This is a genomic window from Nonomuraea sp. NPDC052129 (assembly GCF_040680095.1).
GTDB lineage: Bacteria > Actinomycetota > Actinomycetes > Streptosporangiales > Streptosporangiaceae > Nonomuraea.
Genome location: NZ_JBFAVX010000005.1, coordinates 170328 through 183128, shown reverse-complemented (window position 1 = coordinate 183128; position 12801 = coordinate 170328). Strand labels below are relative to the sequence as shown.

Genomic DNA, 12801 nt, shown 5'->3' with positions numbered 1-12801 from the left:
ACTTTCTTCTCGATCTGTTGAACCGCGCCAGGGAATCTGTCCGTACTTCCTGCCGACTGCACTTTGAAAGGGGAATGATGCGAGTCAGCACGTGTCCCCCGCCCTCGGCCGAGGGAGCCGCCCCCATGGGCAAGCCACGCTCACGCCACCGGATGAGACGAGTACGTCCGGATGACGAAGTGGTCGTCTCCACGCTCTACCGGGAGTACCACCGGCCGCTGCTGGCCTTCGTGATCCGGCTGACGGCGGGCGATCGGCAATGGGCCGAGGACGTCGTGCAGGAGACCATGATCCGCGCCTGGCGTAGTTCCGAGCAGCTCGATCCGGACTCGGCTTCGCTCATGCCCTGGCTAGCCACCGTCGCACGCCGTATCGTGATCGATGACCGGCGGCGCAAGGAAGCCCGCCCGCCGGAATCAGGCGACGGCCCGCTGGAGAGCATGCCCGTGCCGGACGAGATGGAGGGACTGCTGCACCAGGTGGTCGTATCCGAGGCGCTGATGGCGTTATCCCCGGCCCACCGCGAGATCCTCAACGAGACGATCTTGCGAGACCGGTCGGTCAACGATGCTGCCATAGCGCTCGGCATCCCCGTTGGCACAGTGAAGTCCCGGGTTTACTACGCGGTCCGCGCGTTGCGCGTCGCACTGCAGGAGAGAGGGGTGACGGCGTGAACAGAGTCGAGCATACGGACGTGGGCGCCTACTCCCTCGGTCTGCTGGACGACGACGACAGACTGGCCTTCGAAGCGCACCTCTCCCTCTGCCCGTCATGCCGGGCGGAGCTGTCAGAGCTGGCCGGAGTGGCCAGTGTGCTGACGGGGATCGGGCCGGTGCGAGAAGAGCCCCCTCCTCCCGATTACGGACAGGCCGATGTCATCGACCTGCTCCGGCGTAAGAAGGCGGAGGACCGGCGGTCGAGGCGGGGCACATTCGTGATCGGGCTGGCGGCCTCGGTCACGCTGGTGGCCGGCGGGCTCGCGGTCGGCACCCAGCTCGGGGGCGGTGACGCGGCGCCGCCCGTGGCGGCGGGCCATCCCACGCAGCATCTGGGTCCGGCCGAGCAGTTCTACGCCGACGGCAAGCCCATCGAGGGCGTCGGCGCCGACGGCGTGACCGGCGGGCTGGTGCTGGAGTCCAAGGGCTGGGGCACGCATGCCGCGCTCAAGCTCTCGGGCATCAAGGGCCCGCTCGAATGCGAGCTGATCTCGGTGTCCAAGACGGGCAAGCAGCGGATCATGACGGGCTGGTCGGTGCCGCCCGCCGGATACGGCGTGCCCGGGTCGCCCGATCCGCTCTACATGCACGGCGGCAGCCCGTGGAAGCTCGAGGACATCGATCATTTCGAGGTGGTCACCACGACTGGTAAGACTTTACTTACCGTCAGAGCCTGAATTCCCCGGGAGCCACCTCCCAGAAGCCCTTCCACCGCAGGTGGGAGGGCTTTTTTATGCGTGCTTCCCTATGTGTAATTTTACGGATTCAGCGGTTGAACCTCTTCGGACCTGGTCGCGTACTGCTTGCCGTACCAACCCCAATGACAATCCTTGAAGAGGTTTCATCATGTCGATTCGTACGCTCGCCCTGTCCGGGGCGCTGCTCGCCACCGGCCTTCTCGCTCCCGCCACCGCTGCTCAGGCGACTGTCTCGGCCTCCGGTGACGACGTGTACCTGGCCGCCGGCCTGCGCGGTGCCAACGAGGTGGGCGTCAAGGGTGACGCCGATGGCCGGTCGACCGTCGTCATCAAGATCAGCGGTAACGAGGTCACCTTCGCGGCTCGCTGGAACAAGATCGACTCACCTACCGCCGGGCACATCCACCAGGCCGCCAAGGGCGCCAACGGCGACGTCAAGCTCGAGTTCTTCACCAAGCCGCTGCCCAAGTCCGTGCTCGGCGTGACCGGCACGGTCACCGCCGACCCGGCGCTGGTCAAGGCGCTGATCGACGACCCGGGCGGCTTCTACGCCAACCTGCACGACGCCGCCCACCCCAAGGGCGCGGTCCGCGGCCAGTTCCACCGGCTGAACAAGCCGATCGACCTCAACGGCGTCCTGCAGGGCAGCAACCAGGCCACGCTCTCCGCCCGCGCCGACGGCACCAAGGAAGTGCCCGCGAACGACGGCAAGAAGCGCGGCGACCAGGACGGCCAGGCCACCTGGTGGCTGCGCCCGACCGGCTCGGTCATCGGCTACACCGCCTTCTGGACCGGGCTCGCCCCGGTGACCAACGGCCACATCCACAAAGGCGCGAGCGGCAAGAACGGCGACGTGGTCACCGACCTGTTCGCCGACGCCGCGGGCCTGCCGTCGAACCTGACGGGCGTCGCGGGTGAGGCCAAGGTCGCCGCGCCGGTCGTCAAGCGCATCGCCGCCAACCCCGGCCGGTACTACACCAACCTGCACACCACGGAGTTCAACGGCGGCGCGGTACGCGGCCAGCTGTCCGGCGACCCGTTCGACCACCCCCGCGCGGTCACCGCCGAGGTGCTGAAGGGCGCCCAGATCTACGCCTGCACCCAGCAGCCCGGTGCGGCCCCGGCCTTCACCCAGTACGGCGTGGCGGCCAAGCTGCGGCGCGGCATCGACCACTCCTTCGTGACCCCCGCCGCGGGACCGCCGCAGTGGGTCGCTCCAGACGGCAGCGCGGTACGCGGAGCGGTCGTCACCAAGACCCCCAACGGTGACGGCAACATCCCCGAGCTGGTCCTGGACGCCACCCAGTCCGGCAAGAACACCGGCCTGCTGGCCCACGCCACCACGATCCTGCGCCTCAACACCGAGGGCGGTGTGGCCCCCGCGGGCACCTGCACGGTCGGCGCCCAGACCCAGGTCGACTACAAGGCCGACTACCTCTTCCTCGGCTGATCACCGCAGGGAAGTCTGTGAGACCAACTGAAGAGCAGGTCCGAGCGGGCGATTCGGTCCCGCCCGCGAGGACCGCCCCCGGCCTGTAGCGGCGCCACCCGCCACCGGCCACCGCCTCCGGGGACCTCCGGCCCGTCCCCGAAGGCACCCGACGCCCCGCCGTAACCCTCCGTACGGCGGGGCGTCCTCATGCCCGGACCTCAGCCCCGGTCGGCGGCGGCATTGCCGCTTCAGGAACTGGAGGCGGTAGGCTCACGCGGCTACGCGATCGACAAGGAGCAGAATGAGGCGAACGTGCGCCGCGTCGGGGCGGTGGTCCGCGACGCGAGTGGGACGGCGGTGGGCGCGGTGAGCGTCGCGGGTCTCACGCTCAGCCAGAGTCAGGACGACATACCGCTGCTGGGACCGCTGGTGGTGGCCGCCGCCGCCCGCGAGTCGGCGGCGATCGGGAGGAACGTATGACGGACGTGCTCGCGCGGGCCCGCGCCCTAAGGGAGTTCTCCGGCGCGGCCTGGGCCTACGGCAGGTCGAACGGCCCGGTTTCGCGTGGCCGCCTCGGCACGCTGGCGTGGAACGGCGACCCGGTCAGTGACGACACCCTGTGGGACCTGGCCTCGCTCACCAAGCCGATCGTCGGGCTGGCCGTCATGGCGCTGGTCGAGTCGGGCGAGCTGACCCTGGACGATCCCATCGCGCTGCACCTGCCGGAGTACGCCTCGACCGACAAGTCCGGCATCACCGTCTTCGAGCTGCTGACGCACACCTCACGCATCCCCGGACAGCAGCCGCTCTACCGCGACCACCCGACCCGCGACGAACTGCTCGCCGCGGTGGCCCGGCTGCCGTTGCGCCCCTCGCCCGGGGTCGAGTACAGCTCCCAGGGGTTCATGATCCTCGGCTTGATCGCCGAACGGGCCGCCCGGACACCGCTCGACCAGCTTGTACGGGAGCGGGTGACCGAGCCCGTCGGCATGGACGAGACCCGCTTCCTGCTGCCCGAGGCCGACCATCGGCGTGCGGCCGCCACCGAGGACTGCCCGTGGCGCGGCCGGATAGTCCAGGGGACCGTGCACGACGAGAACGCCGAGGTGCTGGGCGGGGTGGCCGGGCACGCTGGGCTGTTCGGCACGCTGGACGACCTGGCGCGGCTGGGCCGGGCGCTGTGCCGGGGCGGCGGCTTTCTGGCTGCCCGGACGCTCGAGGTGATGACCCGGACGCGGACCGGAGGCAGGGCGCTGGCCTGGGAGGGGTGGGAACGGCCCGGATGCAGCGGAGGCGATCTGCTGAGCCCGGCGGCGTATGGGCACACCGGGTTCACGGGGACGAGCCTGTGGGTGGATCCGGAGCTGGACGTGTTCGTGGTGCTGCTGACCAATCGGGTGCACCCGAGGCGGGGGTCGGACGCGATCAACCGGATCCGCCGCGCCTTCCACAACATGGCCGTGGCGGAGGCCCTGGCATGACCGGGGGCGCGGGCGGCTCCGGGGTCGGCGGTTTCGGGGTCGGCGGCGTGCTTCGGGTGGTCGGTTCGGCGTCGGCGGTGCGGCTGGTTCCGGGAGACGGCGGGCTGGTGCTGGAGCCGACCCGGGAGCGGCCCGGGGATCTCTGGATCGGGCCCGGCTGGGTGGACCTGCACGCCCACGTCTACGACGGGATGACGGTGATCAGCGTGCCCCCGGACCGGGTCGGCCTGGACCAGGGCGTGCACGTGGTCGCCGACGCGGGCAGCGCGGGCCAGGCCACGATCGACGGGCTGGCCCGCTATGTCATCCCGGCCGCCGAGACCGAAATACGCGCCTGGGTGAACATCGGCTCATACGGCCTCGTTCACCTGCGCGAAACGGCCGACCCGAGTTTCATCGACGTGGACGCCACGCTGACCGCCATCGAACGGTACCGGGGCCTGGTCTGCGGCGTGAAGGTCCGCTCCAGCGGCGCGGTCGTGGGCGCGATGGGGCTGCAACCGCTCCAGCTCGGCCGGCTCGTCGCCCGGCAGGCGGGTCTGCCCCTGCTGGTGCACGTCGGCGAGGCACCGCCGCTGATCGAGGACGTGCTCGACCTGCTGGACGAGGGCGACGTGATCACCCACTGCTACCACGGCAAGACCGGCCATCCGTGGCGGCCTGACGGCACCCCTACCCCGGCGCTGGCCCGCGCGCTCGACCGGGGCGTGCTGCTGGACGTGGGGCATGGCGCGGCCAGCTTCAGCTTCGAGGTCGCCGAACGCGCGATCGCCGCCGGTTTTCCTCCGCACTCGATCAGCACCGACATCCATGTACGGAACATCGGCGGCCCGGTGCACGATCTGGCCACCACGATCACCAAGCTGCTGGCCTGCGGCCTGCCACTGGAGAACGCGATCACGGCGGTCACGGACGCACCCCGCCGCGTCCTGCGCATGGACTCGCCGGACTCGGAATGGCTGGCGGACAACGGCGCGATACGGCACGCCACGGTATTCCGGCTGACTGGGGATGCCACGGAGTCCCGACCAGCCGGAGGGGCAACGGAGTTTGGGCTTGCCGGGGAGACGGAGCGGGTCTATGTGGATTCTCGCGGAACCCACCGCGAGCCCACTCACCACGTCCTCCCGGTGGCCACCATCCGAGAGGGACGCCTCCGGCCCACCGAACCGCGCCACCGGTCAACGACACGCACGTAACGGCGCCGAGCCCTGTGCGGGCTCAGCGGCCGTTTTCCTGGAGGCCCTCAGCCACGTATGGCGGGTGGCGGTGGGGCGGCTGTGCCGTAACGAAATCAGGAGAGACCAGGCGCGGGGAACTGCGCGGTCAGCTCGCTGACCTCGTGATGCACCCGGCTGATGACGTGCTCGGCGTCGCCCTTGGCCAGGGCGGTGACGACCTCGTCCATCCACGCGCCGATCTGCCGCATCTCGCCCGGCCCCATCCCCCGGGAGGTGACCGAGGGGGTGCCGATGCGGATGCCGCTCGGGTCGAACGGCTTGCGGGTGTCGAACGGGACCGTGTTGTAGTTGGTCTCCAGGCCCGCGCGGTCGAGCGCCTGGGCGGCCGGCTTGCCGCCGATGCCCTTGGGCGTGAGGTCGAGCAGGATGAGGTGATTGTCGGTGCCGCCCGAGACCAGGTCGAAGCCGCGGCTCGACAGCTCCTCGGCCAGCGCCTTCGCGTTGGTCACCACCTGGTGCGCGTAGGCCTTGAAGTCGTCGGTGGACGCCTCGTGCAGGGCCACGGCGATGGCGGCGGTGGTGTGGTTGTGCGGGCCACCCTGCAGGCCGGGGAAGACGGCCTTGTTGAGCGCGGTCGCGTGCTCGTCGGTGGTGGCCATGAGCATGGCGCCGCGCGGGCCGCGCAGCGTCTTGTGCGTGGTCGTGGAGATCACATCGGCGTGGCCCACCGGCGACGGGTGCGCGCCGCCCGCGACGAGGCCGGCGATGTGCGCGATGTCGGCGGCGAGTACGGCGCCCACCTCACGGGCGATGGACGCGAAGCCCTCGAAGTCGATCGTGCGCGGGATGGCCGTGCCACCGCAGAAGATCAGCTTCGGCCGGTGCTCCAGCGCCAGCGCCCTGACCTCGTCGAGGTCGATGCGGCCGGTGTCCTGGCGCACGCCGTAGCGGACCGGGTTGAACCACTTGCCGGTGGCCGAGACCGACCAGCCGTGCGTGAGGTGACCGCCGAACGGCAGGCCCATGCCCATCACGGTGTCGCCCGGCTGCAGGAAGGCCATGTAGATGGCCAGGTTGGCGGGCGAGCCCGAGTAGGGCTGGACGTTGGCGTGATTGACGCCGAACAGCGCCTTGGCACGCTCGTTGGCCAGAGTCTCGACCTGGTCGATGACCTGCTGGCCCTCGTAGTAACGCTTACCGGGGTAGCCCTCGGAGTATTTGTTGGTCAGGACGGTGCCCGTGGCCTCCAGAACGGCCTTGGACACGTAGTTCTCCGACGCGATGAGCTTGACGGTGTCGGCCTGACGGCGCTCCTCCGCCTTGATGAGCTCGGCGATCTGCGGGTCTACGCTTGTGAGAGAACTCATGACTCTCCTGTCATCGATGACAATGTGCGAAGACCCAGGCGCACGGCCTTCTGCCCTTCCGCTCCCTGGTGGTTCGCCCCACCTAACGCGCCAGTCGCGACGTTCTAGACGATAGCGGATCGGGCAGGGGGGACCGGGCACGGATCAGGTGATCAGGCAGATGAGAGGGCCACGTTCTTGATCGTTCCGAGCGGCCCGAGGTTGACGTCCACGTGCTCCGCGTCCTGGGGCAGGCCCTCGAAGACGGCCCAGAGCTGAAGCTGCATACCGCCCCCGAACGAGGCCGTGGGGACCTCGGCGCACTGACAGGCGTTGTCCTTCCTGGCCGGGTACAACGGCTTGCCCACGCCGGGTGGGACGATGCTGATCCTCGACACGGTGTTGTCGAGGGTGCTCGCGCCGAACCTGTCGTACAGGGGCGCGTTCTTGGTGCCGACGTTCTTGACCGTCCACTGCAGGCGGGCCGTGGCGCCCTGCCGCACGAGGGAGTCGATGCGCACCTGGAAGGTGTGCAGAATCTGGCGACCCGCCTGGCGGCCTCGGCTTCCTTGCCGAACCTGCGCCTGAACTCCTCACGGGCGGCCAGCTCGGGCCGCATCATCTTCAGCGCGACGCGCCTGTCGGTGGGGTCCTCCGCGAGGTAGACGAACCCCATGCCACCCTCGCCCAGCTTCCTGAGGAGCGTGTAGGGACCGACTCTCCGCTGTGCGTCCACTGGGGGATTATTCCCTATTTGGTACGACTGGCGCCGGGCCAGAGCCGATCGACCTCGGCGTTCAGGATGGCTCCGATCAGCACGGCGAGCGCGGTGATGTAGAGCCAGAGCAGCAGCGCGATGGGCGCGGCCAGCGAGCCGTAGACGGACACGGGCGAGAACCACGCCGCGAGCACGGCCCGCAGCACCGCGGCGCACACGATCCACAGGAACAGCGCCAGGATCGCCCCCGGCAGCTCCCGGTACCACTTCGTCCGGACCGGCACGCTCACGTGGTAGAGCACGGTCAGGAAGAGCACCGAGCCGATGACCACCACCGGCCAGTACAGCAGGTCGACGAGGACGCCGTACTCCCCCGGCAGCGCGTCCTTGAGCAGTGTCGGCCCGATGACCAGCACCGGCATCACGATGATCCCGATGACCAGCCCGATCACGTAGAGCCCGAACGACATCAGCCTGGTCCTGATGATGCCGCGTTCCTCGCCGAGCCCGTAGGAGACGGAGATGAGGTCCACGTAGACGTACAGCGCCCGCGAGCCCGACCAGAGCGACAGCAGGAAGCCCACCGAGATGATCGACACCTTGCTCGCGTCGTCACTGAGGACGTCGGTGATGAGCGGGTTGACCACCTTGTGCACCGCGTCGTCGGTGAACAGCAGCCCGGCCTGGTCGATCACCCAGGTCTTCACCTGCACGACAACCTGGGGTCCCAGCCAGGTGCCGAGCTTGGCCAGTACCCCGATCAGTCCCAGCACGAACGGCGGGAGGGACAACAGCGCGAAGAAGGCCGCCTCTCCCGCGAGGCCCGTGACGCGGTAAGTGACTCCCGCGTTCGTGGTCGCGCGGACGGTCGCCCACGAATTCGTGTCGAGCACCCAGTTCAGCCTGGCACGGGCGTTGGAGGCGAGCCGCCTCCTCATCGACCGGCTAGGCGCATCGGTGGACGTCATGGCACCCAACGGTTATTAGCAGTGACTCTTCGGGACAGCTTACGTCCCCTGGGCACTGCCCTAGTCGACGTCGACGATGCGCGCACCCAGCGGGAGCAGCGAAACCGGGATGAGCTTCAGGTTCGCGATGCCCAGCGGAATGCCGATGACCGAGAGGAACAAGGGGATCGAGGTGACCACGTGTCCGACCGCCAGCCAGATGCCCGCGAAGACGAGCCAGATGACGTTGCCGATCGTGGAGAGCGCCCCCGCGTCGGGGTCGCGCACGACGGTCCGGCCGAACGGCCAGAGCGCGTAGGCCGCGATCCTGAACGAGGCGATGCCGAACGGGATCGTGACGATCAGGATGCAGCAGATGACGCCGGCGATCGCGTAGCCGATGGCCAGCCAGACACCGGCGAAGATCAGCCAGATGACGTTCAGGATTGTCCGCATGCTTACAGCATGTCACCGGGGCTGCCTCTCACATCATCGGGAATACCCCTGGCCTTTCCCTGATCGACCCTTACCGGGTGGTCCGGCGAACGCCTGCGCTATCTCCATCCAGGCGCGCGCCGTCTCGCCGGTGATCTCCAGGTCGGTGTCGTCGCGGTGGACGCGCTGGGTGACGAGCAGGCAGAAGTCCAGCATCGGCCCGCGGACGGTGTCGGCGGCCTCCTCGGGCCCCGCCGTCCACGGCGTCCCGTCGGGCATGGTCAGATCCACGCGCACCGCCCGCGACGGAAGGGGCAGATTCCGTACGGCGAAACCGAAGGGCATGGCCCTGAACCCGATCATCGCCACGTGCCGCAGCCTCGGGGTGGGCTCCCTGGTGACGCCGAGCGCGTCCGCCACGTCCTGGCCGTGCGCCCAGGTCTCCATCAGCCGGGCGGTGACGAAGGAGGCGGCCGACATGTCGGGCCCGTACCAGGGCAGCCGGTCACGGGCCGACAGCCCGGTGAACGCCTTGATGCTGCGGGCGCGCGCCGTACGGAACCATTCGAGCAGTTCGTCGGGGGCGAGCCCGCGGAACTCCGCGGCCAGGTCGTCGGTGGAGGTGAAGTGCGCCGCCGCCGCCCGGAAGACGTCGGGATCGGTCACGGCGGTGCGCGCGGCCTCGTCGAACCAGGCCAGATGGCTCACCTGGTCACGCACCGCCCATCCCTCGGCGGGTGTGCCGAGCTCCCAGTCTCCGGCCTCCAGGGGCCGTAACAGCTCATCGAGTGACGCGGTCTCCGCACGCAGGTCGCTCAGCAACTCGCCCATGAGGTCCACACGCGTCAGCCTACCGAACAAGGTTCTACGAGGAATAATGCAAGGGTGATCTGCGAGAAGTGCAAGGAAAAGCGCCACGAGGAGTGTCGCGGCGGTTCCTGGTGCGATTGCCAGCACCAGCAGGCGGAGGAGCCGGCCGAGTCGGACCTGGACTGGCCCCGTCAGGGGTGAAGAGCGTCCACAGTCTGGACCCAGTCTTGGACATACCGGATACCTAGCGTATCTTCGAACTATGCCAGCGGACCCCATGCTTGTCGGTCGACGACACGTCGATCTTCAGCGTGTCCGCAGTGCCATCTGTTGCGACGCCCGTTAACCCACCCGTTTTCTCCGTTGCGCGCGTCGCAAATCTCCTCCTTCACCCCTGCCCTCAATGATGAGGCGGGAGGAAGCCTGCGCGCGCCCATGAACCGAAGGACGCGCAATGAGCACCCCTGCCAGCCGGCATCACAAACGCCCGCGCGGCGAAGGCCAGTGGGCTCTCGGTTACCGGGAGCCGCTGAACAAGAATGAAGAGAACAAGAAGAACGACGACGGCCTCAACGTCCGCCAGCGCATCATCGACATCTACTCCAAGCGTGGTTTCGACTCGATCGACCCCGCCGACCTGCGGGGCCGGATGCGTTGGTACGGCCTCTACACCCAGCGCAAGCCCGGGATCGACGGCGGCAAGACCGCGATCCTGGAGCCCGAGGAGCTGGACGACCGCTACTTCATGCTGCGGGTGCGGATCGACGGCGGTCAGCTGAGCATCCCGCAGTTGCGGGTCATCGCCGAGATCTCCAACGAGTACGGCCGGGGCACCGCCGACCTGACGGACCGGCAGAACGTCCAGCTGCACTGGATCGAGATCGAGTCGGTGCCCGACATCTGGGCGCGGCTCGAAGCGGTCGGGCTGTCGACCACCGAGGCGTGTGGCGACACCCCGCGCGTCATCCTGGGCTGCCCGCTGGCCGGGATCGACACCGACGAGGTGCTGGACGCGACCGACGAGATCCACGTGCTCAACGAGCGGTTCATCGGCGACCCGGCCTACTCCAACCTGCCGCGCAAGTTCAAGTCGGCGCTGAGCGGGTGCCCGTCGCACTGCACGGTGCACGAGATCAACGACGTGGCGTTCGTGGGTGTCGAGCTGCCCAGTGGGGAGAAGGGCTACGACCTGTGGGTCGGCGGGGGGCTGTCCACCAATCCGATGTTCGCCAAGCGGCTCGGGGTGTTCGTCCGGCCGGAGCAGGTGGCGGACGTCTGGGCCGGTGTGATCGGGATATTTCGTGATTACGGGTATCGGCGGCTGCGGCACCGCGCGCGGATCAAGTTCCTGGTCAACGACTGGGGCGTGGAGAAGTTCCGGGAAGTCCTGGAGACCGAATACCTCAAGGAGGCGCTGCCCGACGGGCCCGCGCCCCAGGCGCCCCGTGGCTCCCGCCGCGACCACGTCGGGGTCTACCCGCAGAAGGACGGCAACTTCTACGTGGGCTTCGCGCCCAAGGTCGGCCGCCTCGACGGCGACAAGCTGCACGTGATCGCCGACGTCGCCGAGCGGCACGGCTCCGGCCGCGTCCGCACCACGGTCGAGCAGAAGATGGTCATCCTCGACGTCGCGCCGGACCAGGTCGACTCCCTGGTCGCCGAGCTGGAGGCGAACGACCTCCAGGTCAACCCGTCGACGTTCCGCCGCCAGACGATGGCCTGCACCGGCATCGAGTACTGCAAGCTGGCCATCGTCGAGACCAAGGCCACCGCCGCCAACCTCATCGACGAGCTGGAGCGGCGCCTGCCCGACTTCGCCGAGCCGCTCACCATCAACGTCAACGGCTGCCCCAACTCCTGCGCGCGCATCCAGGTCGCCGACATCGGCCTCAAGGGCCAGCTGGTCGTGGACGAGCACGGGGAGCAGGTCGAGGGCTACCAGATCCACCTGGGCGGCTCGATGGGCGTCAACCCCGGCTTCGGCAGGAAGGTACGCGGACTCAAGACCACCGCCGAGGCCCTGCCCGACTACGTCGAGCGGGTCGTGACGCACTACGACGCCCAGAAGAAGGAAGGCGAGGCCTTCGCCGACTGGGTGCAGCGAGCGGACGAGGCGGATCTGCGATGACCACGCGAGCCGTCCCCTTCCACTGCCCCTATTGCGGCGACGAGGACCTCGAGCCCTACGAGGGCGATCCCGAAGCCCCCGACTCCGCGGCGCACGGCGGCTGGTACTGCCGGTCCTGCGCCCGCGCCTTCAAGCTGAAGTTTCTTGGAATCGGAGTGAAGATATGACACTCGTCGACATCGAGGTCGGTTTAAGAGAGCAACGCGGCGCGCTCGACCTGCAGGACATCGTCGAGTCCGCCGCGGTCTTCCTGGAGGACGCCTCCGCCCGCGAGATCATCCGGTGGGCGGCGGCGACGTTCGGCGACCGGCTGTGCCTGACCTCCTCGATGAGCGACGCGCTGCTCATCGACCTGGTCAGCCGGGTCAAGCCCGGGGTGGACGTGCTGTTCATCGACACCGGCTTCCATTTCGCCGAGACGATCGGCACCCGTGACGCGGTCCAGCAGGTCTATGACGTCAATGTGATCAATGTGCAGCCGTCACGCACGGTGGAGGAGCAGGAACGCGAGCTCGGGCCGCGCCTGTTCGGCCGCAATCCCGACCTGTGCTGCTACCTGCGCAAGGTGGAGCCGCTCAACCGGGCGCTCGAACCGTACCTGGCGTGGATCTCGGGCATCCGCCGCGACGAGGCGAGCACCCGCGCCGACACCAAGGTCGTGGAGTGGGACGCCAAGCGGCAGATGGTCAAGGTCAACCCGATCGCCAGGTGGACCCAGGACGAGGTCGACAACTACATGGCCGACAACGGGGTGCTGATCAACCCGTTGCACTATGACAACTACCCCTCGATCGGCTGCGCCCCCTGCACCCGCCAGGTCGCGGAGGGCGAGGACCCGCGCAGCGGCCGCTGGGCGGGGCTGGGGAAGGTCGAATGCGGCATTCACCTGTAACCCCCAGCATGTGGCCC

Annotated in this window: 15 protein-coding genes and 1 riboswitch; of the genes, 10 read left to right on the top strand and 5 right to left on the bottom strand. The window is 68.7% G+C overall.

Annotated features, from left to right (window positions below; genetic code table 11):
* Positions 1 to 125 precede the first annotated feature (125 nt).
* From AB0L53_RS14680 to AB0L53_RS14655, 6 genes are all read left to right on the top strand, one after another.
* Positions 126 to 674, top strand: a complete 549-nt coding sequence (locus AB0L53_RS14680) for a sigma-70 family RNA polymerase sigma factor (RefSeq protein WP_357941099.1) — start codon at positions 126 to 128, stop codon at positions 672 to 674.
* Entirely contained in the window at positions 671 to 1393 is a 723-nt protein-coding gene (locus AB0L53_RS14675) for a zf-HC2 domain-containing protein (protein WP_357941096.1), read from the top strand. Before AB0L53_RS14680 ends, AB0L53_RS14675 begins: the two co-directional genes overlap by 4 nt.
* 169 nt (positions 1394 to 1562) lie before the next feature.
* Entirely contained in the window at positions 1563 to 2864 is a 1302-nt protein-coding gene (locus tag AB0L53_RS14670) for a CHRD domain-containing protein (RefSeq protein WP_363993348.1), read from the top strand.
* A gap of 189 nt (positions 2865 to 3053) precedes the next feature.
* Complete coding sequence (locus AB0L53_RS14665) at positions 3054 to 3326, top strand: IclR family transcriptional regulator C-terminal domain-containing protein (RefSeq protein WP_363993347.1); 273 nt, start codon at positions 3054 to 3056, stop codon at positions 3324 to 3326.
* Positions 3323 to 4327, top strand: coding sequence for a serine hydrolase domain-containing protein (locus AB0L53_RS14660; RefSeq protein ID WP_363993346.1), 1005 nt, complete (start codon positions 3323 to 3325; stop codon positions 4325 to 4327). Before AB0L53_RS14665 ends, AB0L53_RS14660 begins: the two co-directional genes overlap by 4 nt.
* Positions 4324 to 5526 (top strand): amidohydrolase/deacetylase family metallohydrolase, encoded by a 1203-nt coding sequence (locus tag AB0L53_RS14655; protein ID WP_363993345.1) that lies wholly within the window; start codon positions 4324 to 4326, stop codon positions 5524 to 5526. Before AB0L53_RS14660 ends, AB0L53_RS14655 begins: the two co-directional genes overlap by 4 nt.
* A gap of 95 nt (positions 5527 to 5621) precedes the next feature.
* On the opposite strand, the gene glyA is transcribed toward AB0L53_RS14655, so the two are convergent.
* The 5 genes from glyA to AB0L53_RS14630 all read right to left on the bottom strand — a co-directional run bounded on the left by glyA (position 5622) and on the right by AB0L53_RS14630 (position 9785).
* Entirely contained in the window at positions 5622 to 6875 is a 1254-nt protein-coding gene (gene glyA, locus AB0L53_RS14650) for a serine hydroxymethyltransferase (RefSeq protein ID WP_225289353.1), read from the bottom strand.
* Between the two features lie 25 nt (positions 6876 to 6900).
* Positions 6901 to 6982, bottom strand: a riboswitch (ZMP/ZTP riboswitch).
* A gap of 45 nt (positions 6983 to 7027) precedes the next feature.
* Positions 7028 to 7375 (bottom strand): hypothetical protein, encoded by a 348-nt coding sequence (locus tag AB0L53_RS14645; protein ID WP_363993344.1) that lies wholly within the window; start codon positions 7373 to 7375, stop codon positions 7028 to 7030.
* 229 nt (positions 7376 to 7604) lie between these two features.
* Positions 7605 to 8540: a YihY/virulence factor BrkB family protein gene (locus tag AB0L53_RS14640; RefSeq protein ID WP_357642581.1), complete on the bottom strand. Its 936-nt coding sequence runs from the start codon at positions 8538 to 8540 to the stop codon at positions 7605 to 7607.
* Between the two features lie 60 nt (positions 8541 to 8600).
* Complete coding sequence (locus AB0L53_RS14635) at positions 8601 to 8975, bottom strand: YccF domain-containing protein (RefSeq protein WP_358548915.1); 375 nt, start codon at positions 8973 to 8975, stop codon at positions 8601 to 8603.
* A 33-nt stretch (positions 8976 to 9008) separates the two neighbouring features.
* Positions 9009 to 9785: a TIGR03084 family metal-binding protein gene (locus tag AB0L53_RS14630; protein WP_363993657.1), complete on the bottom strand. Its 777-nt coding sequence runs from the start codon at positions 9783 to 9785 to the stop codon at positions 9009 to 9011.
* Between the two features lie 241 nt (positions 9786 to 10026).
* On the opposite strand from AB0L53_RS14630, the gene AB0L53_RS14625 reads away from it, so the two are divergent.
* From AB0L53_RS14625 to AB0L53_RS14610, 4 genes are all read left to right on the top strand, one after another.
* On the top strand, positions 10027 to 10110 hold the full coding sequence (locus AB0L53_RS14625) for a putative leader peptide (RefSeq protein ID WP_311132608.1): 84 nt from the start codon (positions 10027 to 10029) through the stop codon (positions 10108 to 10110).
* Positions 10111 to 10218: 108 nt separating this feature from the next.
* Positions 10219 to 11892, top strand: a complete 1674-nt coding sequence (locus AB0L53_RS14620) for a nitrite/sulfite reductase (RefSeq protein WP_363993343.1) — start codon at positions 10219 to 10221, stop codon at positions 11890 to 11892.
* Positions 11889 to 12059, top strand: coding sequence for an Insertion element protein (locus AB0L53_RS14615; protein WP_357941086.1), 171 nt, complete (start codon positions 11889 to 11891; stop codon positions 12057 to 12059). The genes AB0L53_RS14620 and AB0L53_RS14615 overlap by 4 nt, the downstream gene beginning before the upstream one ends.
* A complete protein-coding gene (locus tag AB0L53_RS14610) occupies positions 12056 to 12784 on the top strand; it encodes a phosphoadenylyl-sulfate reductase (RefSeq protein WP_225289346.1) in 729 nt (242 codons plus the stop codon). Before AB0L53_RS14615 ends, AB0L53_RS14610 begins: the two co-directional genes overlap by 4 nt.
* Positions 12785 to 12801: the final 17 nt, after the last annotated feature.

Coding starts and splice junctions, on each gene's coding strand:
- AB0L53_RS14680 (WP_357941099.1), top strand. CDS start 126: ATGGGCAAGCCACGCTCACGCCACCGGATGAGACGAGTACGTCCGGAT.
- AB0L53_RS14670 (WP_363993348.1), top strand. CDS start 1,563: ATGTCGATTCGTACGCTCGCCCTGTCCGGGGCGCTGCTCGCCACCGGC.
- AB0L53_RS14665 (WP_363993347.1), top strand. CDS start 3,054: ATGCCCGGACCTCAGCCCCGGTCGGCGGCGGCATTGCCGCTTCAGGAA.
- AB0L53_RS14660 (WP_363993346.1), top strand. CDS start 3,323: ATGACGGACGTGCTCGCGCGGGCCCGCGCCCTAAGGGAGTTCTCCGGC.
- AB0L53_RS14655 (WP_363993345.1), top strand. CDS start 4,324: ATGACCGGGGGCGCGGGCGGCTCCGGGGTCGGCGGTTTCGGGGTCGGC.
- glyA (WP_225289353.1), bottom strand. CDS start 6,875: ATGAGTTCTCTCACAAGCGTAGACCCGCAGATCGCCGAGCTCATCAAG.
- AB0L53_RS14640 (WP_357642581.1), bottom strand. CDS start 8,540: ATGACGTCCACCGATGCGCCTAGCCGGTCGATGAGGAGGCGGCTCGCC.
- AB0L53_RS14635 (WP_358548915.1), bottom strand. CDS start 8,975: ATGCGGACAATCCTGAACGTCATCTGGCTGATCTTCGCCGGTGTCTGG.
- AB0L53_RS14630 (WP_363993657.1), bottom strand. CDS start 9,785: ATGGGCGAGTTGCTGAGCGACCTGCGTGCGGAGACCGCGTCACTCGAT.
- AB0L53_RS14625 (WP_311132608.1), top strand. CDS start 10,027: ATGCCAGCGGACCCCATGCTTGTCGGTCGACGACACGTCGATCTTCAG.
- AB0L53_RS14620 (WP_363993343.1), top strand. CDS start 10,219: ATGAGCACCCCTGCCAGCCGGCATCACAAACGCCCGCGCGGCGAAGGC.
- AB0L53_RS14615 (WP_357941086.1), top strand. CDS start 11,889: ATGACCACGCGAGCCGTCCCCTTCCACTGCCCCTATTGCGGCGACGAG.
- AB0L53_RS14610 (WP_225289346.1), top strand. CDS start 12,056: ATGACACTCGTCGACATCGAGGTCGGTTTAAGAGAGCAACGCGGCGCG.